Genomic DNA, 24913 nt, shown 5'->3' with positions numbered 1-24913 from the left:
ATCGCGATCTCGTTCGACGGCGCGGGCGGCTACGACACGCTGAGTGGCCCCGCCGTCACGGCGCGCTGGGTCGTGACGGGCGCCGGATCCGGGGTTCTGCTCGCGGGCGCAGCGTCCGTCTCGTTCTCGGGGGTCGAGCACCTGCAGGGTGCGGCCGGCAGCGACGACACGTTCGTGATCGAAGGTTCCGGCTCGATCGCCTCCGTCGACGGCGGCGCGGGCGGCTACGACACCCTGGTCTCGTCCGGCGCCGCGACGAGCGGGCAGGCCGTGGTCACCGGACCGCAATCCGGCACCGTGGCGCGCGACGGGAACGTGACGGCGTACGACGGGCTCGAGCCGGTCGACCTCAACTGCACGGCGTGCAGCATCCAGGCGGACGACGGCGTGAACCACGACATCCGCGTGCAGAGCATCGACGCGACGAGCGTGTCGGTCGAATTCCTCAGCAACACCGGCGAACTGCACCGCTTCGTCTTCGGCATCGCGGCGGCCACGCTGACGGTGCGCGGCGGGACCGGGAACGACACGTTCCGCGTCGGCGCCGTCTCGGACCTCGTCACGCTGGTGATCGTGGGCGGCGGCGGCACCGACACGGTGATCGGTCGCAACGAGGACACCGACTGGGTGATCGCCGGGGCGGACTCCGGTGACGCGACGCACTTCGCGTACTCCCAGGTCGAGAGGCTGGTGGGCGGTTCCGCCGCGGACACGTTCGCGTTGCGACCCGGCGGCGCGACCGCCTCGATCGACGGTGGCGGCGGCGCGGACTCGCTGGTCGCGCTCGATGTCGCGAACACCTGGACCATCACCGGGACGGATGCCGGCACCCTCACGTGGGCCGGGGCGCCGGCACCGATCTCGTTCACGCGGGTCGGGACCCTCGTCGGCGGCACGAGCGACGACACGTTCGTCGTGCAGGCGGGCGGCGCTCTCTCGGGCGGGGTCTTCGGCGGTGGCATCGACGCCTCGGCGGCGGCGCCCGTCGACGTGCTCGACTTCTCGGCTCTCGGCGGCGCGATCGTCGCGATCATCGCCGGCGGCGCCGTCGACATCGCCGCCGTCTTCTCCTCCTCCGTCTCCGCAGGCGCTCCGGTCACGGGCACGGTGCGGTTCGACACGGCGGTGCAGAACCAGGCCACCCAGGTGCGGGTCAGCACGACCGACGCCGCGGGTGCCTCGGTCGCCGCAGCCATCGACGACATCGACACCTCGCACGGCACGGGCCAGCTGCTGGTGAGCGACGCGAACGACCCCACCAAGTGGATCCTCTTCGACCTGCTCGGGATCACGGTTCCGGGGCTGCCGGGCTACCGCACCTTGTCAGTCCAGGTCGCCGGTTCCAGCGCCGCGTCACCGTTCACGGACGGCTCCGACATCGCCCTCTCCTACATCCCACCCGCCCATCTGGTGCTCGGGTTCGGTGCCTTCACGGGCATCGCGACGTTGATCGGCACGCAGAGCTCGGCCGACAGCATCCGTGGTCCTCCGAACGCGAACGTGCGCTGGAACGTCGACGGTGCGAACGCGGGTTCGGTCGCCGGCATCGCCTTCTCGTCCTTCGAGCATCTCGTGGGAGCGGACGACAACACGGACGTCTTCGTGATCACCGGATCGATCGGCTCGATCTCCGGCGGGACCGGCGGCTCCGACTCGCTGATCGTCTCGTGCACCGGCTCGTGCGGACCGATCACCGCCGCCGTCTACAACGTCACCGGAACGGATGCCTCGGGCACGGCGTCGTTCTTCGGCCGCACCATCGCCTACACGGGCCTCGACCAGCAGCAGCCCATCGTCTACGTCGGCCTCGCGACCGATCCCGACATCGTCCGGATCGTCGGCAGCTCGTCGAACGACACCATCATCATCTCGGCCGGTCTCACCGACGACAAGATGATCGTGAGCTTCGGATCGATCGGCTGGTACAACCCCGTCAACGGCATCGTGACCTTCGCGTTCGAGTTCACGGTTCCCAACGTCTCGCTTGTCGTCGAGGGCCTCGAAGGCGCCGACACGATCATCGTCACCGGCCTCGCCGCCGGATGGGTGAGCGAGGCGTCCTTCTACATCTACGGCAACCGCCGCCTCAGCGACGAGCTGCCCATCTTCGTCGACGACCCGAACCCCGACTCGGTGCGCTTCATGGGGAACGTCAACACCAAGGGCGGCATCCTCGAGGTGTACGCGGCGCACATCACCGTCGACGCGGACGTCACGATCGACACGAGCGGCGCCTCGGGCTGGGTCACGTTCCGCGTCCGTCAGATCGGCCTCGCCTTCGGCGAGAACCTGTCGCCGCTGTTCTTCACCGACCGCAACGTCTCGATCACCATCGGCGACCGCGCCCAGGTGCGGGCGACCGGCATCTTCTTCATCGCGCAGGCCGAGGACCGCAGCCTCGCCGAGTACTTCGGTGTGGGGCGCGAGGTCGCGAACTACGTGATCGAGCCGCTCACCGGCTGGATCGAGGGCCTCATCGCGCTGCCGGTGAAGCTGCTGGTGAAGAAGTCGACCGCGACCATCACCATCGGCGAGTCCGCGCAGCTCATCGGCGACGACACGGTCGGCATGTACGCCGTAGCCACGGCCACCGCGAACGGCACCGCCAGCTCGAGCCTCGTGAGCGTCGGGTACACGCGTGCGGAAGCCTCCGCGACCGTGCTCATCAAGCGCAACGCGCTCATCACCAGCACCGCCGCCGTCGTCATCACGGCGACGGCGACCGCGAACGCGTCGATGAGCTCGTCGACCGCGCGGGAGCTCGCGAGCATCCCCAACCCCGGCAGCTCGCAGGGCGCCATCGCGATCGCGGTCAGCAACGCCGTCACGACCTCGCACATCACCGTGGAGGCGGGCGCGAAGATCGAGGCGGGCAAGACCGCCAACATCGTCGCCGGCGGCACGATCGAGTCGGAGGCCGAGGCGGAGTCGGGGCTGTACGCCGACGGCACCGCTGGACTCGCGTTCGCGATCGAGCTGTCCGATGCCGACATCAAGACGACCGTCCTCGGCACGGTGATCGCCAACATGACGTGGTGCGTCATGGTCGAAGGCAAGGATCCCGTCCCCTGCTCGATGGTGAAGATCGAGATCGACCCCCTCGCCACGAACCTCGCGGACGCCGGGTACGTCGACTACGCCGGCAACCGGATCCATGTCGGACCGCACGCCCTCGTCACCGAGGACACGGTGACGTACTCGACCCGTCGGGGCGCCCCGATCGGGGGTCTGGTCGACGGCCGCGTCTACTACGTGGTGTGGCTCGCCGACGACCCCGACACCACCACGCTCAACGAGTCGGAGTTCATCGCCCTCGCCGCCTCGGAGCAGATGGCCGTGCGCGCCGCGACCTGCGGCACCGACGACGGCTACGCGGCGTACCTCACGTGCCTGGCGCAGTTCGTGATCGATCTCGACAAGAAGGCAGGGCTTCCCGCGCCCTCGACGAACAACCGGGACTTCACCGCATCCGGCGTCGACGCGCTGGCCGACACGATCACGCTCGGCTGGCCGGGCGGCGTCTTCAACACCTTCGAGCTCGGCCAGGCGGTCGTGTACCGCCAGAACGGCAACGCCCCGATCAGCGGTCTCGTCGACGGCCAGACGTACTACGTCGTCGCGAGCACGAACCAGAAGAACCTGCAGGGCAACACCCGGTTCACGGACGCGCAGATCATCGGCCTCGCCGAGACCGAGAATGAAGCCCGCGCCGGTGTGCTGATCGACATCGGCCCCGCCGGCCCGGGCACCTACACCCTGTCGGCGAAGCACGTCCTCGACACCGGATTCGCGACCGGCGTCGGCATCATCGCCAAGCTCGAGGCCACGGAAAGCGCCTCGGCCAGCGCAGGGCTCGAGAGCGAGAGCTCGAACACGAACCTGTGGGCGAAGTTCAAGGAGATCATCGGCACCAACATCGCCGACAAGTTCGTCACCGAGCTGACGAAGCCGTACCGCGACAACCAGGGCAAGCCGGGTGCCGGTGCGAACCCCGGAATCGCCGTCGCCGGCGCCATCGCCTTCCTCTTCGCCGACCACGATGTCGTCACCGAGGTCGGCCCTGCCGCCGTCGTGAAGTCGAACGAGGACCTCGAGGTCAAGGCGACGATCGGCCAGCGCTACACGCTGAGTGCCGACGCCACGTTCGAGCCGCAGGAGACGCGCTCCGGTTCGAGCACCGGCACCAGCGCCGCGAATGCCGCCAGCGTCGCGGTGTCGATCGGCATCTTCGACAACAACGCGACCGCCACCGTCCGCAGCGGCGCGGCGCTCGACGGGCTGCGCGCGACGCGGGTGATCGCCGACGTGAGCTACCCGTTCCTGGTCCGCTTCGACCAGTACATCCCGCTGTCGAACGCCGAGTGGGTCGACAAGCTCCGCAACGACGGGTGGAACTCGGTCCTCGGCTACCTCAACGCGACGCTCGGCCTCCAGAGCATGTTCAACGCGTGGACGACGGCCGCCACCACCGCCGACGACATCGGCCTCGCCGGTGCGGTCACCGTCGTCGTCCTCACGAACAACGCGATCGCCACCGTCGAGGGAGCCGTCCGGATCAACCAGGACGTCGCCTGGCGCACGTCTGCACACCCGCACAACGACAACGCGGCCGGGCCCGACACCGACGGCATCGAGAACGAGCAGGTCTTCTCGGTCGAGGCCACGAACTACCAGCAGCTCATGACGATGACCGGCAACTTCTCGCTGCCCGACATCGACCTCGACGAGAAGGGCAAGCTGCTCGACATCGACCGGCTGTCGCGGCCGTCCATCAGCGGCGGCGGACAGCGCGGCGGCGCCGGAGGCGCGTTCTACATCTTCGTGCAGAACAACACCACCCACGCCATCGTCGGCGGCGGCTCCTGCATCGACGGCCCCGGCGACACCGACCCGACCTGCATCTACAGCGGCGCCGACGGCGGCTTCAACATGAAGGCCGAGGAGGCCGTCTTCCACCTCGACTTCGTGCAGGCCGGCAGCCAGGGCGGGAAGGTCACGATCGCGGGGTCGCTCGCCTACGTCGGGCAGACGAGCGACACGCTGGTCTGGCTCTCGTCGGACGCGATCGTCACCGGGCGGAACGTCCGGCTGTACGCGGGCGACTTGATGACGCAGGTCACCTGGGTGGGCGGCATCGCGGCAGGCACGGGCATCGGCGTGGGCATCTCGGTCGCGATCAACAACCTCGACCGCACGACGAAGGCCGTGATCGGCTCGCCCGACGCGGTGGCCGGCGCGACGGGTGCGGCGCGCAACGGGAGCAACATCCACGTCGACCAGGAGGTCGACGTCCTCGCGAAGCTCGACGGCGATCTGTGGGCCTTCGCGATCGCCGGCTCCATCTCGACGCCCCCGGCGGCGACCCCGCCCGTCGGCACCCCGCAGAAGGCTCTGCAGATCCTCGGGACCCAGGTGCAGACGCCGACCACCGGGGTGGGCGTCGCGGGCGCAGCATCCGTCAACATCGTCCGTGACACCGTGCAGGCCTCGATCGCGGATGCCGGGAGGATCTCCGCCGGACGCATCACCGTGACCGCACTCGACGAGTTCTTCCAGCTGTCGGTGACCGGCGGAGCCGCGTTCGTGGTGAGCACGCTGGCCGACTCGAAGTCCATCGCCGGGGCATTCAGCTTCAACGACCTCGACGTCGCCGTCCGGGCCTTCATCGTGAAGACCGATGCGGTCACGTCGGGAAGCGTGTCGGTGTCGGCGATCCGCGGCGGCGACCTCCTCGCGATCTCGGCGGGCCTCGCCGGCGCTCTGGCCAACGACAGCATCGGCGCCGCCGGCTCGTTCTCGGCCAACGTGATCTTCAACGTCACCGATGCGGCGATCCGCGGCATGATCGGAACGATCGGCGGGAACGTCACCGTCAGCGCGCTCGACCGATCACGCATCATCTCGGTCGGCGGCGGGATCGCGTTCGGCGGAAAGGTCGGCGTCGGCATCGGCGTCGGTCTCAACCTCCTGGGCACCGACGACCGCCCGGTCATCACGCGCGCGACGATCACCGACTCGCGCCTGACCGTGGGCGGCAGCACCTTCTCCGTGACGGCGGACAACGTCAACACCGGCACCGACCCGCGCATCTACGCGGTGGGCGCGGGCATCGGCGCGGCGCTCGGACCGAAGACGACTCTCGGCCTCGGCTTCATGATGGCGATCAACATCGTCGTCGCCACGACCGAGGCGCTGCTCACCAGCAGCGCAGTGGTCGGGCTCGGCGGGCTGAAGGTGACCATCGCCGCGACCGACGACACGGGGATCTTCTCGATCGCCGGCGCCGGCGGGCTCACGATCGGCGGCGGCGGGGCCGTCGGTGCGGCCCTCGGCTACAACGAGGTCGACACCACCACGCGCGCACGGATCGACGACACCGACATCACGACGACCGGCGACGTCGCGGTGCGCGCCCTCGCGGGCGGTTCGGTGATGGGTGTCGCGGTCGGCGTCGCCGTCTCGGCCGCCGGCACGGGGACGCGGATCGCGGGCGCGGGATCGGTCCTCATCAACATCGTCGACAGTGTCGTCGAGGCCTCCCTCGTCGACAGCGTGGCGAACTCTCCCGTGGGTGCGTCGGTCATCGCGGCCCGGGCGGTGCTCGTCCAGGCCGAGAGCACGGCGTCGATCGTCGCCGGCGCAGGCGCCCTCGCGATCTCGGCGAGCAAGCCCGTCCGCTCGCCCATCGCCGGGGTCCTCGGCATCTCGGTCGCCGACAACACGGTCGTCTCCGACGTGCGCGCGACGATCAGGGGCGTGACGGTGTCCACGAGCGGCGCGCTCGCCGACGACCCGCGAGCCGGATCGGGCGCGCATCACGCGGTCGTCGTCGCCGCGACGTCGTCGCCCACGATCCTGGCGATCACGCTGGCTGGGGCTTTCACGACCGACCCGATCGCGGGCGCCGGCGCCGGCTCGGGGAACACCATCGACCAGATCGTCCGCGCCTCGATCGCGAACAGCACGGTCACGGCAGGCGGCGCGGGCGTGCTCGTCGACGCCCAGAGCACCGCGACGATCACCGCGGACGCCGGCGGCATCAGCTTCGCCGCCGACCTCTTCCAGAGCGGCAACCCGGCCTCAGTCGCGATCGGCATCGGCGTCGCCGTCAACGACGTGGTGAGCGAGACCCTCGCCCTCATCACGGGATCGACCGTGACCGCCCTTAGCGACCTCGTCGTCTCGAGCGTCGCGTCGGCCGCGATCGATGCGCTCACCTTCGGCGTCGCGGTGAGCGTCGCCACCAGCAACCCCACGCTCCAGCTCGCGGGGGGCGGCGCGGGCGCCTTCAACAGCATCGGGGGACGATGGGACGCCGGGGCGGTTCCGCTGGTACGGGCGGCCGTCGTGAACAGTGTCGTCACCTCCACCGGCGGCGCGGTGAGCGTGCGGGCGTCCGACACCTCGACCATTCACGCCGACGGCGCCGGCGTCGGCATCGCGGCCGAGTACGCGTCGGGCGACAAGCCAGGATTCTCGGGCGGGATCGGCGTCGGCGTCGCGATCAACGAGATCTACACCCACGATCCGTCGCAGCCCACGGCGCGCCACCGCAATGTGATCGAGGCAGTCATCGACGCCTCGGCGGTCAGTGCGGCGACCGGCGTGTCGGTCTCGGCGACGTCCTCGCCGACGATCGATGCGCTCGTGCTCGGCGGCGCCGTAAACGCGCAGCTCGGCTCGCCCAGCGGATTCAACCTGGCCGGCGGCGGAGCGGGCGCGAGCAACGTGATCCACACCTCGGTGCGGGCGCTCATCCAGGGCGGCACGCCGTCGCGGATCGTGACGACGTCGGCCGGCGCCCTCGCCGTGACGGCGCAGGACGTGTCGAAGATCACCGCGGACGCGGGAGCGCTCGGACTGCTGCTCGCACTCGGCCAGGGCAACGGCCTCAACCTGGCGCTCGGCATCGCGGTGGCCCTCAACACGATCGACAGCGAGGTGCACGCCATCGTCGACGGCACGACCGTCCGCGGCGACTCCGTCACGATCTCGGCCGGCACCACGCAGCAGACGACGATCGACGTGCTGGCGCTCGGTATCGCGGCAGCCTTCCACTTCGGCACGGGCGAGTCGAACGGGCTCGACCTCGCGGCCGGACTGTCGGTCGCGATCAACACGATCACCCGCGACGTCGCGGCGGAGCTGCGAGGCGGCGCACAGGCGTTCGCGCGAAGCGGGGCGCTCACCGTCACCGCGACCGACCGGTCCAGGATCCACTCCGACGCCGGCGGGTTCGGTCTGGCCATCACAGGAACGGGCAGCGGCTCGGGCGCCGTCCTGAGCGCGGGCATCGCGGTGGGCGAGTCGCGCGTGACGAACACGGTGATCGCCCGGGTCGCAGCATCCCTCGTCGACGCGGTCTCGGCGCGCGTCGCCGCCGACGCGGCGGCGACGATCGAGACGCTCACGCTCGCCGCCGCCGGCTCCGGCAAGATCACGATGGGCGAAGGCGTCGGCTTCGCCGGAGCGCTGGCGGTCACATGGGCGGGCAACACCGTCACGAACATCGTGGTCGCCGCGATCGACGACGCGAAGACCACCCTCCCCGGCCGCGCCGCTGCGGTGCAGATCGGCACGGGCGGTCTCGTGGTCTCGGCGAAGGACGTGTCGACGCTGACCGCGAAGATGGGCGTCGGCGCCCTCTCGGTCGCCATCGGCACCGGCGACGGCCTGGCGATCAACATCTCGATCGCCGTCGCATTGGCCGACAACGTCATCGACGGGGCGATCGACGCGTTCATCCGCGACTCGTCCGTCGCGAGCGCCGGGGGCGTGTCGGTGACGGCCGACTCGCAGCGCACGCTCTGGGCCGAGGCGGCCGCCGTCGCGATCGGCGTCGCCATCCAGATCTCCGAAGTGCCGATCTCGCTCGGCGGCGTCGGCATCGGCATCGTCGGCACCAACACGATCACCGGCCACACGACGGCCCAGATCGTCCGGTCCGACGTGACCGCAGCCGGACCGGTACGGGTGTCCGCCGAGGACACGTCCACCGTGGACGCCACATCCACGAGCCTCGGCGTGCAGGTGTCTGTCATCGGCGTATCGGTCGTCATCGCACGACTCACCAACACCATCGCCCACGACGTCCTCGCCTTCATCCTGGGCTCGAAGGTCACCTCGACCGGCGGCGGGGTCACCGTCTCGGCCGAAGAGACCGCAGACATCCGCACCACCAAGAACTCGAGCGTGAGCATCACCGTCTCGATCGGCGGCGCGGGTGGCGAGATCTCGGGCACCGGCACGATCAGCGGTCGCACCGAGGCGGCGATCGGCTCGTCGGCGCCGGAGGGGGCCGTCCCCGCCCAGCGCTCGACGGTGAAGGCGGCGGGTGCGGTCGAGGTGCTGGCCACCACCGACGCACACGTCTCGGTGGGCACGTACGGCGGCTCGGGCTCCCTCGTCGTCTCGGCCAGCGTCATGTCGGCGACCGGGACGATCAGCCGGAACACTTACGCGCACATCGACGACGGCACGCGCGTCGAGGCCGGGTCCCTCAAGGTCTCGGCGCAGGCTCCGCGCATGGTCGTCGACGTCTACGCCGAGCTCGGCAGCGTCAGCCTGATCGGCGCCGGCATCGGCGAGAAGACCTCGGCGCAGGTGACCGGCGACGTCGAGGCCTGGATCGGGCAGCGCCCCGAGGCATCCGTCCCCGCGCTCCCCACGGTGATCACACTCGCCGGCACGGCGGAGATCAGCGCGGTGAACACGAACTCCTGGGCGAAGGCGACGAGCAACGGCGGCACCGGATCGGTCCTCATCGCGGTGAGCATCATCGACGCCACGGCGAAGGTCACCGGTGACACGCGCGGCTACGTCGGGCTGCTGGAAGGGCCCGCCGGAGAGCCCGGCTCGTTCACCGCGAACGGACTCGTCGTCACCGCGACGGCGGGGCAGAGCCGGGCGGACGCGTCGGTACTCGCGGTGGCCGTCGGCCTGGCCGGTGCGGGCACCGGATCGGTGAGCCCCGTCACCGCGAGCGTCGAGGGCGTGGTCACCGCGTTCGTCGATGCCGCCGACCCCAGCCGCGGGCCTCCGCGCCTGGTGCTCACGATCGGCTCCGCCGGAGTCCGTATCGCAGCCGAGGCGACGATCGACGTCACCGCACGGTTCCGCGGCGGATCGGGCTCCCTCATCGCGGCGGGCGACTCCCACTCGGCCACGGCCACCTCCTCCCTCTCGGTGCAGGCGTTCCTCGCCAGCAGCACCACGGTCACCGGCGGCGACATCGACGTCACCGCCACCATGACCCACGCGATCGCCATCGTCTCCGTCACGGTCGGCACCGGATCGCTCATCGCCAGCGGCGGCGACGCCGAGGGCACCGCCACCGTCAGCGGCAGCACGACCGCGTACATCGCGGACGGCGTGGTCATCGACGTGACCGACGGTCACGTCTCGGTCGCCGCGACCTCGTCTCTGCGGACGCAGGTCGACACCCTCATCGCGACCGGCAGCGGCATCGCCGGCGGCCGCAACGCCGAGGCGACCAGCACGGTCACCGGCGACACGAAGGCCTGGATCGGTGCCTCGGCGAAGATCACCGTGCGCCTCGTCGCCACGACGAACACCCCCGGACTCGGCAACGGCGACGTGTCGGTCACCGCCACCGGCTCTGCCGAGGCGGACGCGACCTCGCAGGCCTACGGCGGCGCGGGCCTCGGCGACGGCGGCGCGGCGCACGCCACGACCACGGTCACCCCGCGCGTGCAGGCGCTCGTCGGATCGGGCGCCGTCATCACGGCGGGCGGCGACGCGACGGTGTCGGCCGCGCTGATCCGGCAGGGCGAGGCACCCTCGAGCGACATCGTCACGGTGAACGCGACCGAGGACACGATCTCGCTGGAGCTCGGCCTCCTCGACGGCCAGATCGTCCGGTACGTCGCCGGGGCGAACCCGATCACCGCGGGCGGCGTGCAGATCCCCGCCGACCGCGACCTCTCGATCGTCGTCGTCGACGACGGCGTGTACCGGTTCGGCGTGCGTTTCGCCGGGGCATCCGTTGATCCGGTGTTCGATGTGATCCGCTTCGACGGACCGCATCTGCTGCGCACCGGCGACCGCGTGCGGATCGCGGGCGGCATGATCCCCGGCCTCGGCGCCGGGACATACACCGTGCTCGTGATCGACGCCACGACGATCAAACTGCAGGACGGGACCGAGGACGGGGTGCTCGTGCTCACCCCCGGCGACGTCACCGGCGACACGATCACGCTCCCCGGCCACGGTTTCGAGGACGGCGACGCCGTCACCTACCACGATCCGGGCAAGGCCCAGGGCTTCACGAGCGGCGCGGTCGACAAGATCTACAGCGAGACCGTCGACGGCAGCGGCACGGTCACGAGCTTCACCCTCGACGACGCACTGTCGCTGAACCGGATCGTGATCCGGGGTCACGGGTTCGGCACCGGAGACGTCGTGGTGTTCCGCGTCGTGGCCGCGGGGCCCGGGTCCAACCCCGTCAGCGGGCTGGCGGTCGGCGGCACGTACCGCGTCATCCGCATCGACAAGGATCAGCTGCAGCTCGTCAGGGCCTGGTTCTCGGGCACGGTCACCCTGGGCGACAACGGCGACAACGACACAGTGACGCGCGGCTCGGGCTCGTGGGCGGGCTCCGGGTTCTCGGCGGGCGACGTCTTCACGGGAACCGGATGCCTCGCCGGCACGCGCACCGTCCTCTCGGTGTCGGGCGGCACCATGGTGCTCACCAGCGATTCGGGGCTGAGCGGTTCGTGCTCGACGACGCTGTCGACCGCGCCGCTCTCGCTCTCGGTGACGCGCCCCGCGCCCGCCGACGACTGGAGCTACTCGCTGACCCGCACGACCGAGGGCGGCATCTCCCCGCTCGTCGATGGACGCACCTACTACGTCGTGCAGCGCAGCGACGAGACGTTCAAGCTCTCCGAGACCCCGAACGGCACACCGATCACGCTCGATAAGACCGGGCTGGGCGCCGGGGTGGTCCACCGCATCGGCGGGGAGGGCGTGGACCTCGGCGCTGCCACCGGCGACTTCGCCGTCTACCTCGACCTCACAGGTGGTGGCCCGAACGCCGGCAGCCTCGTGTCGCCGAGCGGCACCGACCTCGCGGTGCTGCTGGGCGCCGGCGGCGACGGCGCGTCCAAGGCGACCGCGGTGGGCGGTTCCGGCGCGCTCATCGTGACCGTGGGCCTGCCGACGGCCGAGCTGACGTACACGCCGCGCGTCGACACCTGCATCGGATGGGATGCTGCGGCCCAGACGTGCTCGCAGGCCGGGACCCTCGTCGCCGGCGGAGACGTGACCCTCGACTCGACGGCCACCGGCACCGCACGCGTCTACGCCGACATCCGGGCAGGCGCCGCGATCAAGGTCGGCATCGCCCGCGCCGCGGGAACCCTCGGCAACGGCTACGCGCACACGCGCATCGGCAGCGGATCACGCGTCGTCTCGGGCGCGGACATGCGGATCGCAGCATCCGCCGATTCGCATCTCGAGGTGCGCGCCATCGCCAAGGGCGGCGGGCTCATCGCCGTGACCGAGAGCGACGCCCGTGCCGTCATCGGCGCGCACGCCGAGATCACGGTCGGGATCGCGGTCACGCTGATCGCCGCGGGCCTGCTCGCGCTCGCGACCGACGTGATGGTGGTCGGGCTCTCCGAGGCCGACACGCTCGGCATCGGTACGATCGGCTTCGCCGGCGCCGACTCGAACTGGTCCTTCAACGAGGGCTTCGAGCCTCCGGGGACGCATGTGTCGACGACCTCGACCATCTTCATCGCTCCGAACGCGCGGCTCGAGGCCGACGAGGTGAGCATGCGTGCGATCACCTCCCACGTCGACGTGCAGGCCCACACCGGTGCCGAGGCCATCCTGGTACTGCTGCTCGGCGGCGCGGCCGCCCGCTCGTACGCCGACCTCACCGGGTCGATCGTGTCGTCGATCACCATCGGTACGGGCGCCGTGGTGACGGGCTGGGCGGGCGTCGACCTCATCGCGCGAACGCTCGACGTGACCGTCAAGCGCCTCGCGAGCCGGCTCGGCGTCGCCTTCCCGGTGCCCATCAACGAGGCCCACGCCACCGGCGCGCTGACCATCACGTCGAGTGTGACGACGCAGATCGCCGCGTTGGTGCAGGCAGGCGTCCGGGTGGACGCGACCCGCCTCGAGAAGCCGTGGTCGGGTCTGACGGCCGCGACGGCCTACCCGCGCCTGGCCCTCTACGTCGACGCGAAGACCGCCGTGACGACGATCGAGGCGGACAAGTGGCACCTCAGCACGGAGGATGGCTACTTCGACAGCGACGACTCGAGCACCACGCGTCTCGGCGTCGTCGTCTGGGATGCCGACGTCACGATCTTCGGCGGCAGCCACGGTGCACCGCGACTGGTGATCGATGAGAACGGCTACGTCGTCGTCGCCAACGGCGTGAAGATCGACGGCGCGGACGCGTACGTCGGTCAGCAGGTGGGAAGCGCCTTCACCGTCACGGTCGCCAACGACGGCCCGGGCAACGTGCTGATCACCGCCGACGGACGCCTCGACCGCAAGGGCGAGGCGCAGCAGCAGGCGACCATCACGAACGGCGGGACGAGCGCGGCGACCGGGTGGCCGCTGTTCACGTTCAGCGACACCTTGTCGAACGTCGTCATCATCGACCACTCCCACGCAGCCATCACGCTCGGCTCCATCGACGTGGTGACGCCGGCATCGGTCATGACCGAGCCGACGGTGTGGCTGCTGAGCCGGACGCGCTTCTCGTTCAACGAGCAGATCCCGCTGCAGTTCGATGTGACCCGCAACGCCCTGGGCACGACGATCGACATCCAGAAGCGCGCGACCGGACGGCTCATCGTGGCCGGTCCCATCAACAACCCGACGGGCTGGACGCACATCCTCCACACCAGCGGCGACATCGAGTTCGCCGCGGGCGGCGCGGGGATCGTCACGAACGTGCTGCACCTGGAGGCCCCGAACGGGGCGATCGGGACGGATGCTGTGCCCCTGCGCGTCACGCTGGTCCAGAGCCTCGACCGGGGCGCCCCCGGAACCGCCGACGACGCCGTGCGCCTGACGCGCATGTGGGCCACCGCCCAGGGCGACGTCCACCTGCGGATCCTCGCCGTCGACCGCGTGCCGACGACGCACGCGCTGCGTCCGGCCGTCTTCACGGTCTACGTCGACGAGGTGCGCTCGGCCCAGGGCGACGTCGACATCCGCCTCGACGACAGCCGCCTGCAGATCGGCGACGGCGTCGGGGTGACGGTCCACGTCCTCGCGTACACGCCGGCGACGGCGGCGCCGCTCCAGCCCCTCCTCCCGGTGTACGACGGCCACCACTCCTCTCACTTCCGCCCCGACACGTTCGCGCCGCTGCTGCGCGACCCGGCTGCCTACGTGAGCGGCATCGGTGCGGTGATCGACAGCACCTATCGCTTCGAGCGGCGCACGGCCGCTCCGGCCTTCGAGTCTGCGACCTACCTCGGGACCGATCTCGCCTACGACGCGCAGACCTCGCCGCGCACCCCGGTGACCATCACCGCTGCGGGCGTCTCGGCCGTCGGCGTCGCCGAGCCCGGCCTCACCGCGGCGTTCGACATCTCGGTGAAGGACCTCGGCGCCGGGGTCGCAGCATCCCGCATCTCCGTCCTCGCGTTCACGGCACTCGCCGACGCCGTCGCCGCGAACGTCCGGGCCGTGCTCGACGTGGACGTCGCGGGCTACGTGGTCGCGACCGAGAACGCGGGCGACCTGCGGCTCGGACTGGTGCGCGCGCGTCAGGGTGACGTGCAACTCCTCGCGAAGCAGGGCTCGATCCTCGACGGCGACCCCGGTGACGCGTCCGACGCGTCCGACCCGGTCGACGTCGCAGGCCGCAGCATGACCCTGCTCGCACCGAACGGCAGCATCGGCACCGCGGCCGACTTCCTCGAGGTCGATCTCATCGAGGGGATCGCGAACCCCGTCACGTGCGCCGTCGTCGGGTGCGAGACGGCCGCCGGGGCGCTCATCGCACGGGCCGGACTGGTCGTGATGATCACCGAGGTCGGCGGCGACCTCCGGATCGACGAGGTGACGTCGGGGTCGGTCGACCGCACGGTGGCCGCCGACGTCGTGCTCACGACGCGCGCCGGCTCCCTCCTCGGCACCACGACCGCTCGCACCATCGTCTCGGGCGTGCGGGTCAACCTCCTCGCCGGCGGCATCGGCGGCATCGGCGGCCCGACCCTCGGCGCCGCCCTCATCGTCGACACGTCGATCGCGGGCGCGGGCTCGGGTCACCTGTTCGCCTCGGGCTACGCCGACGTGATCATCACCGAGGCCGACGACGAGCTGGTGCTCCTCGGCGCGATCTCCACGAACGGATCGGTCGTGCTGACCGTGCCCGACTCGGCTTCGCCGCGCGGACCCCCGTCGCTCGGCGGCCCCACCGGACTCCCGCCGCTCGTGTCCGACCCGCAACTGGCCGATGCGAGCCAGCCCGACGACCTCATCCTCGTCGCGCGCGGCGAGGTGCTGCTGACGCAGAACCTCCCGACCGACGCCCTCCCCAAGGGCGAGACCGCCGCGTACCGCAGCGGGATCTGGGCCGCCGCCGACATCACTCTGTGGGTGGGCGACGACGTCTCCGCACCCGTCGACACGTGGATCGTCGCCGGCCGGTTCATCTCGATCCACGGCGACCATGCTCCGGAAGGCGTCAACGCGGATGCCACCGGCACCACGATGGTCTTCGCCGGCGTCGTCGGCGGCGTCTTCGATCTCTGCGCCGGCGGCTGCGCCGACCGCACCGACCTCACGCAGATCTTCGGTGACTCCGAGCCCGACGTCTTCACCTTCACGCGCACTCACCTCGGCGCGAAGACGCACGTCTTCGGCAGCCGCACGGCGGCGAACGGCGGCACCGCAGACGACGGGGCCGACACGTTCACGGTCACCGAGTTGCAGACGATGCTCGTCGACCTCGGTCACACGCTGACCCTCGACGGCCAGGACGAGGGCGACACCTACCTCGTCCAGACCACGGGCAGCGAGGGCGCCGAGCGCGACTACGTGATCAATGTGCTCGACACGGGCGACTCCGGGACCGACACGCTGACGATCCGCGGCACGGATGGCAGCGCCGACGTGTTCCTCCTCCGCCGGTTCGCGACGCTCGTCGAGGCCGGCTGGACGCCGGACCGGCCCGCGTTCGTCGCACTGCTGCACGTCGACACCGACGACGCCCGGGCGTCCGACCCGACCGGGGACGGCAGCATCCGTCCGCAGTCCGTGCAGCGGATCAACTACGACCTCGGACTCGACGACGCACTCGGCGGGCTCATCGTGCTCGGTCTCGGCGGCGACGACACGTTCGCCTCCGACGACAACAGTGCCCGCACGGTGCTCGACGGCGGCGAAGGGAACGACACCTTCCAGATCGGCCAGCTGTACGGCACGCAGCGCAACGGAGCCCCGGCACCGGCGGGTGGCGATCTCGCCGGCGGCGACATCTTCGGCACGATCGCGACGACCCGCGGCTGGCTCAGCGCGGGGATCAGTCGCGCGACGGTGGCCATCGGCGGCGCGGGCGACGACGTCTTCGCGGTCTACGCGAACGAGGCGCTGCTGACTCTCCTCGGCGGCGCCGGCAACGACCTCTTCACGCTGCGGGCGTTCGCGCTGGCCGAGACCACCGGCGACTGCACCCCGGACGCCGTGAGCCCGACGTGCAGCATCGTGTTCCGCACCGACGCGCCCGGCGTGCCGATGCCGAAGCTCGTCGGCACGCAGGTGGTCTACCACGAGAACCGCCCCGTCACGATCGACGGCGGGGACGGGTTCGACAAGACGATGATGATCGCGACGGAGTTCGCGGACCACATCGTCGTGACGGCGTCGGGCATCTACGGCGCCGGGATCAGCGCCACGTACACGACCATCGAGGTGCTCGAGGTCGACGCGATGGAGGGCGACGACACGGTCGACGTGCTCTCGACCGCCTCCGGTGTCGCGACCCGCGTGTACGCCGGTCTCGGCAGCGACCTGGTGCAGATCGCCGGCGACGTGCGGCCCGACGTCGTCGCGCGCGACGTCTCGGGTGCGCTCATCGTCTTCGGCGAGGGCTCGCACGTGCTCACCGGAATCGATGGACCGCTGGAAGTCATCGGCGGCGACGGACCGGCGCGGCCGCTGTGGATCGCGCTGGTGCTGCCGGGCGAGGCGAACCAGGCGCTGTTCGCGCTGGCACCGATGCCGACCGAGGCCCAGCAGGTCGACCTGCTGCTGGTGTTCGACGACGGCGCCACCACCGGTCAGACCGGTGTGCTCTCCTCGACCTCGCTCACCGGGCTGGGCCTCGCGGGCGCGTTGACCTTCGCGATCCCGACGGCGCACGGCGAGCCCGCCTCGTCCGGCGCCGGCATCACGATCGGCGACACGCTCGAGGTCATCTCGGTATTCCTCGGCACGGGCGCCGACACCTTCACGGTCGCGTCGACCCTGATTCCGGGAACGGATGCCTCGACCGGCGTGCCCGCGGTGCACGGGGGTCTCACCCTCATCCACGGCGGCGGCGGTGGCGACACCATCACGGTGACCGGCGGTGCGGGCCCGCTCTCGCCGCTCGTGCTCTACGGCGACACCGACGCGACGGGGCTCTGGTACAGCGGACACGCCGGAACCGTGTCGCTCACGTCGCTGGGCTCGAAGCCCTTCGCGAACGAGATCGGCAACGCACCCGTCTTCACTGTGAGCGTCGCGCGCAGCTTCGCGAACGGCGCCGGAGACACGATCGATGCCTCCGCCATCGGCAACCCGGCCTGGTCGATCGGCGTGATCGCCTACGGCGGCGCGGGCGATGACACCCTGCGCGGCTCGAGCGCGGGAGATGTGCTCGCCGGCGGCTCGGGCGACGACGTCATCGCCGGAAACGCCGGCGGCGACCTCATCTGGGGCGACTCGGGCGTCGTCGTCGACGTGCGCACACGCACCCTGAGCGTTCCCACCCACCGCGTGAGCGCCGAGGCGGCGGCAGACTCGCTGCTCGCGGGTCGCGACACCATCTCCGGCGACGCGGGCGACGACCTCATCTTCGGCGACCACGGCGCGCTCGTGCAGGACACGATCGAGGCCGTCGTCGGCCCGAACGGCTACGTGCGGTCGGCTCTGAGGCCCCAGCGCATCGAGACAACGACGCGACGGCTCGACGCGAAGACGCTCGAACCCACCGACGGCCTCGCCGACGCGATCTCCGGCGACGCGGGCGCCGACGTGATCTTCGGCGGCAACGGCGGCGACACGATCTCGGGCGATGCGGGTGCCGACGTGATCTTCGGCGACCACGGCCACGTCGTGTGGGCGCTGCCCGACGCGCCCATCGCGGTCATCGAGACGACCGACCCGGGGGTGGCGGCGGGCGACGACGTGATCTCGGGCGGCGACGACCGTGACGTCGTCCTGGGTGGCAACGGCGCAGACACGATCCGCGGCGACGCGGAGGCCGACGTCATCCTCGGCGACCACGGTCTCGTGCGCGACGGCGCGACGCCGGCCGTGGCGAACGGCACGTGGGACCTCATCACGACGACCGACCCGAACCAGGGCGCGGGCGACGTCATCTTCGGCGGCACGGCCAACGACATCGTCTTCGGCGGCACGGACGCCGACACGGTGTCGGGCGACGACGGCAACGACCTCATCTTCGGCGACCACGGCAAGGTCGAGTCCACCGTCCTGTACAACGGCGTGCTCGGCATCTTCCTCGAGCTGCTCCCGCTCAACATGCCGCTCGCCGCGCACCCGTTCCGGTGGACGTCGATCGACACGCTCGCCGGCCACGGCGGCGCGGGCGACCTGCTGCGCGGAGACGGCGGCGAGGACGTCATCATCGGCGGCCAGGGCGCCGACCGCATCACCGGCGGCGACGGCGACGACGACCTCATCGGCGGCCACAACGTCGCGGGCGGCAGTGACATCGGCGACGTCATCGACGGCGGAGCGGATGACGACGCGATCGCCGGCGACAACGCGAGCCTGCTGCGCACCGGCGACATCTCGAGCCGGCGGTTCCAGGTCCTCACCGGCACCGGCATCTACGCGCAGGACACCGGGTGCGCCAACATCCTGAGCGGTGCCGGCGGCGCCTGCGGCACCGACCCGGCGAACCCCTACGACGACCCGCGTGGCGCCAAGGAGCGCGACGTCATGCTGTTCGACCACGACACGTCGACACAGCCCGGGCTGTACGGCGACGACGTGATCGCCGGCGGCGCCGAGGACGACCTCATCTTCGGCCAGCTCGGCGACGACTGGATCCAGGGCGACGGATCGGCGATCGACGACACCGGCGCGATCACCGTCGATGTGCGCACCACGCGCCAGTCGGCCGAGGACTGGGCCGGACCCGGCCGCGACGGCGACGACTACATCGAGGGCAACGGCGGGAACGACGTCATCTTCGGCGGCCTCGGCCGCGACGACCTCATCGGCGGCAGCTCGGAGCTCTTCAGCCTCACGACGGCCGCGCGCCGGCCGGACGGCGCCGACACGATCTTCGGCGGTGCCGGCATCCGTCTCGTCCGCAACAACTACGGCGACCTCGAAGAGGGCGGCCACGCGGCGGACAGCGACGTGATCCTGGGCGACAACGGCAACATCCACCGCCTCGTGCGGATGGTGGCCACCGCAGCGGACGCCGACCCGTACACGCCGGGCACCGCGTTCCTCACCTTCACCTACGACACCTACGCCGGGGCCGTGCGCCTCCTGCCGCGGGCGTACACCTTCCTCGACTACACGCAGGGGTCGGGCGCCGGCATCGGCGCGGCCGACGTCGTGCACGGCGAGGACGGCGACGACACGATCCACGGCCAGCTCGGCGACGACGTGCTCTTCGGCGAAGGCCAGGACGACGACATCTACGGCGGCTGGGGCAACGACCGCATCTACGGCGGCACCGGCGTCGACGGCATCATGGGCGACGACGGCAAGCTGCAGACCAGCCGCAACGGCCTCACCGAGCCGCTGAACAACCTGAACACCGCCGACGCGGCCCAGTTCGTGTCGATCCCCGGTCCCTTCACGGGCGCCGAGATCTACATCCTCGGGGAGCTGCTCAAGCGTGCCGACTTCGCCACCTGGATCGACGGTGCGGTCAACCACGACGTGCTCTACGGCGGTCTGGGCGACGACTTCATGCACGGCGGCGAAGGCAGCGACTCGATGTCGGGCGCCGAGGCGATGCAGGAGTTCTACAACCGCGACCTGCGGATCGGGGCGCTCACTCGCCTGGCGACCGAGCTGCCGACGGTCGACACCAACCCGCTGCACTACAACGCCGACACGACGATGTTCGCCGACTACGACGCCGACGATCCGCGGTCGATCATCCCCGGGTTCCTCCTGAACTTCGACGCGTACGTGCTCGACGAGGCGACGGGGCTGCCGATCGACATCGACGGCATGAAGGTCAAGAGCGACGACGGCCGCGACCGCATGTACGGCGACCTGTGGCACGACTGGCTCGTCGGCGGCACGAACTGCGACTGGCTGTTCGGCGGCTTCGGCGACGACCTGCTCCAGCTCGACGACAACCTCGAGACGGCCGGCGGCGCGAACACCGACCCCGAGAACGACGACCCGCGCTTCCGCGACGGCGACTTCGCCTTCGGCGGCGCCGGGCGCGACGTGCTCATCGCCAACACCGCGCAGGACCGCATGTTCGACTGGGGCGGCGAGTTCAACAGCTACCTCGTCCCGTTCAGCCCGTTCGGCTCGCCGACCGTCAATCGCGGCTTCAGCCCGCACATCCGCGACTTCATCCGCGCCCTGTCGGTCGCCGGCGGCTCCGACGAGGGCCCGGGAGTGCCTCCGGGCGAGCCGTTCGACGAGGAGGCGCTCGTCGAACCGAGCGACGGCCAGCTGTGGAACGACCAGCACGGCGGCCCCCGCGACCCGCAGCCGGGCAACATCGGCGGCACCGGGCGCGACGATGTCGGCGGGCAGAACCTGCACTGCCCGTGCGACCCGCAGACGATCCTCCGCGTCGTGAAGTACGTGAACGGGCAGGACGCGAACGAGACGGGTCCGACCGTCCCCGTCGGGTCGACCGTGGTCTGGACGTACGAGGTCACCGTCGCGGGCACGATCTCGATCCGCCTCACGCGGCTCCTCGACGACGCCGGCACGCCCGCCGATCCGAGCGACGACTTCGCGCCCGTGTACCTCGGCGGTGACGCGAACGGCAACGGGCTCGTCGATCCGGGCGAGATCTGGCGCTTCAGCGCGACCGGCATCGCGCGCGCCGGCCGGTACATGAACGTGGTGACGGCGGAGGGCGTCGGCACGAACGGCCAGGCCCGGCGCGACAGCGACCCCGCCGTGTACATCGGCATCGCGGGCCCCGACGACGTGCTCCTCTTCGTCGAGAAGGCCGTGAACGCCGTCGACCCGCTGCACCCGACCCCCGCCGAGGACGCCGACACCGCGACCGGCCCCCTCGTCACCGCCGGCTCGCCGGTGGTCTTCACCTACCTCGTGACCTCCCTGAACGGCTCGGTCTCGGGCGTCACGCTGATCGACGACAACGGCACGCCGGGCAACCCGAACGACGACTTCGCCCCGACCTATGTCTCAGGCGACACCAACCAGAACGGCATCCTGGACCTCGGCGAGATCTGGGTCTTCCGCGCCGTGCGCACCGCGATCCTCGGTCAGTACACGAACATCGCGGCGGTGCGCGGCACCGGCGCCGGGCGCGCACTGGTGGGCAGCGACGCGGCCAACTACTTCGGCATTCCGGTCGACGAGACGGTGCTGTACGTGGAGAAGGCCGTGAACGCGGTGGATCCGCTGCACCCGACGCTCGCCGAAGACGCCGACTCGCCGACGGGTCCGCGCGTGACGGTCGGATCGCAGGTGGTCTTCACCTACCTCGTCACCGCCGTCGGCGGCCCGGTTTCGGCGCTCATGCTGCGCGACGACAACGGCACGCCGTTCGACCCGAGCGACGACTTCACGCCCGTGTACGTGTCGGGCGACACGAATGGCGACGGCATCCTCGATCCCGGCGAGATCTGGTACTTCCGGGCCGTCCGGGCGGCGATCCTCGGCCAGTACACGAACGTCGCGACCGCGCGCGGCGCCGCCGGGGACGCGCCGCTGGTGGCCACCGACGCCGCGAACTACTTCGGGGTGCCCGTGGAAGGCACCGAGCTGTTCGTCGAGAAGGCGGTCAACGCCGTCGATCCGCTCCACCCGACGTCGGCCGAGGACGCCGACCTCGCGACCGGGCCCACCCTGATCGTCGGTTCGCAGGTCGTGTTCACATACCTGGTGTCGGCCGTCGGCGGCCCGGTGTCGAGCGTCACGCTCCGCGATGACAACGGCACACCCGGCAATCCGAACGACGACTTCACGCCCGCGTTCGTCTCGGGCGACACCAACGGCAACGGCATCCTCGACCTCGGCGAAGTGTGGCTGTACCGCGCGATCCGCACCGCGGTCCTCGGCCAGTACTCCAACATCGCGACGGCGCGGGGAACGGCAGGCGGCGTCAGCCTCGATGCCACCGACGTCGCGAACTACCTCGGCATCCCGGTGGGCCTGGTCTCGATCGAGAAGGCCGTGAACGCGGCATCCCCGCTCGCCCCGACCGCCCAGGACGACGCCGACACGGCGGTCCTCGCCAAGCCCATCGGCGTCGGCACCGCCGTCGTGTGGACGTACCTGGTCCGCAGCCTCACGACGTTCAGCCTCCACGGCGTCACCGTCGTCGACGACAACGGCACCCCCGACGACGCCAGCGACGACTTCACCGCGGTGTACGTCTCGGGCGACGCCGACGGCAACGGTCTGCTCGATCCCGGTGAGGTGTGGCTCTTCACGTCGCTCGGGGTCCGGGTCTTCGCGGCGATCGCGGGGCTCTACGGCAACACCGCGACGGTGACCGCCTACGACGAGGCGAACGCGCCGGCCACGGCACGCGACGCCGCCTACCACTTCGGTGCGATCGCGCTTCCCCGGATCGTGAAGTACGTGAACGGACAGGATGCTGCGACCGCACCCGGCATCGAGCTTCCGGTGGGCGGCCCCGTGACGTGGACGTACGAGGTGCGCAACCTCGGCAACATCGCGCTCGCGGTCACGGTGACAGACGACAACGGCACGCCCGCGAACCCCGCGGACGACTTCGCCCCCACGTACGTGTCGGGCGACACGAACGGCAACGGGCTGGTCGACCCCGGCGAGGTCTGGCTCTACCGCGCGACCGGGACCGTGACAGAGGGCGCGTACGTCAACACCGCGACCGTCGTGGGCACCGTGCAGGGCACGGCGATCACGGGCCGCGACACCGATGACGCACACCACGTCGGGGTGGTCGTCCCGCCGACCGGCATCGTGGTCGTCAAGCGCGCCAACGGACAGGATGCCGACAGCGCCGCCGCGGCCGTGCGAGTGATGCCCGGTTCGACGATCGAGTGGTCGTTCGAGGTGCGCCTCATCGACGGCTCGCTGCCGCTGGGGGACATCGTGCTGGTCGACGATCGCGGCACGGCCGACACCGCCGACGACGTGGCGCTGACGCTCGTGAGCGGCGATGTGAACGGCAACGGGATCCTCGATACGGGCGAGGTCTGGCTCTACCGCTGGACGACGATCGCGACCGTCGGCGCGTTCCGCAATGTCGCGACGGTCTCCGGCGCCGACCGGTTCGGTCGCGTCTTCAGCGATGACGACCCGGCGCACGTCTACGGCGCCGTCGTCGGGATCGACGTCGAGAAGGCGATCAACGCGGTCGACCCGTGGCACCCGAACGGACTCGAGGACGCCGACACGAGCGGCCCGCAGCTGCTCGCCGGCAACGCCATCGTGTGGACCTACCTGGTGCGCAACACCGGGAACACGCCGATCGCGGTGAGCCTCGTCGACGACAACGGCACGCCGGGCAGCGCCGCCGACGACTTCGCGCCGACTTTCGTCGGCGGCGACACCAACGGCAACGGGCTGCTCGACCCCGACGAGGTCTGGCTGTACAGCTACAGCAGCACGGTCCGCACCGTCGACTACACGAACACCGCGACCGCGACCGGCACCGATGCCGTCACCGGCCAGACCGCGACCGACCGCGACGCCGCCGTGTACCGCGCCGTGGCCGCGGGCGCCGCCGAGGGCCACACGCCCGGCTTCTGGAAGACGAACGCGACCAACTGGGCTGCCATCGCGTGGCCGCGGCTGCCTGACGGCTCGCTGCTGTACCGCCCCGACCAGACCGTCGGCAGTGTGTTCACCGCGGCCACCGGCGCGTACGCGTCGCAGACGCTGCTGCAGGCGCTGAGCGCGGGCGGCGGTGGCGTGACGGCCCTGCTGCGCCACGCGGTGTCGGCCCTGCTGTCGTCGGCGCACCCCGAGATCCCCTACCCGTACACGACGGCCCAGGTCATCGCCCGCGTGAACGCTGCGCTCGCCAGTGGCAGCAACGCCCAGATCAACGCCCTCGCCACCGAGCTCGACCGCTACAACAACTACGGTTCCGACCTCGACCAGCACGGCGTCGGCACCGGCCCGCGGCTGGCCGACCCGGCGGAGTCCGCGGCGCCGGCGACCCTCCCCACCCTGAGCATCTCCGACACGTCGGTGACGGAAGGCAGCAAGGGATCCGGCACCACCGCGAGCCTCAAGATCACGTTGTCCGCAGCATCCACCGTCGACATCACCGTGACCGTCTCGGTGATCGGGGGCACCGCGACCAGCGGCACCGATTACAAGGGGGCGACGACGGTCACCCTCACGATCAAGGCCGGGCAGACGTCGGGGACGTTCTCGCTCACGATCGTGGCCGACAAGGCGGACGAGGCGAACGAGACGATCATCGTCGGGCTGAGCAACGTGAGCGCCGGCGCGACCGTCGCCGACGGCACCGGGGTGATCACGATCATCGACGACGACTGAC

Annotated in this window: 1 protein-coding gene; it reads left to right on the top strand. The window is 70.9% G+C overall.

Annotated elements, in window-relative coordinates; all coding sequences use genetic code 11:
* The first annotated feature begins 72 nt into the window (after positions 1 to 72).
* Positions 73 to 24912 (top strand): Calx-beta domain-containing protein, encoded by a 24840-nt coding sequence (locus ACLBXX_RS18960; RefSeq protein WP_447659307.1) that lies wholly within the window; start codon positions 73 to 75, stop codon positions 24910 to 24912.
* Position 24913 lies beyond the last annotated feature (1 nt).

Source organism: Microbacterium sp. C23T (assembly GCF_053345975.1).
Note: the sequence above shows the minus strand (reverse complement) of the source record. Positions and strands in the feature narration are given on the sequence as shown.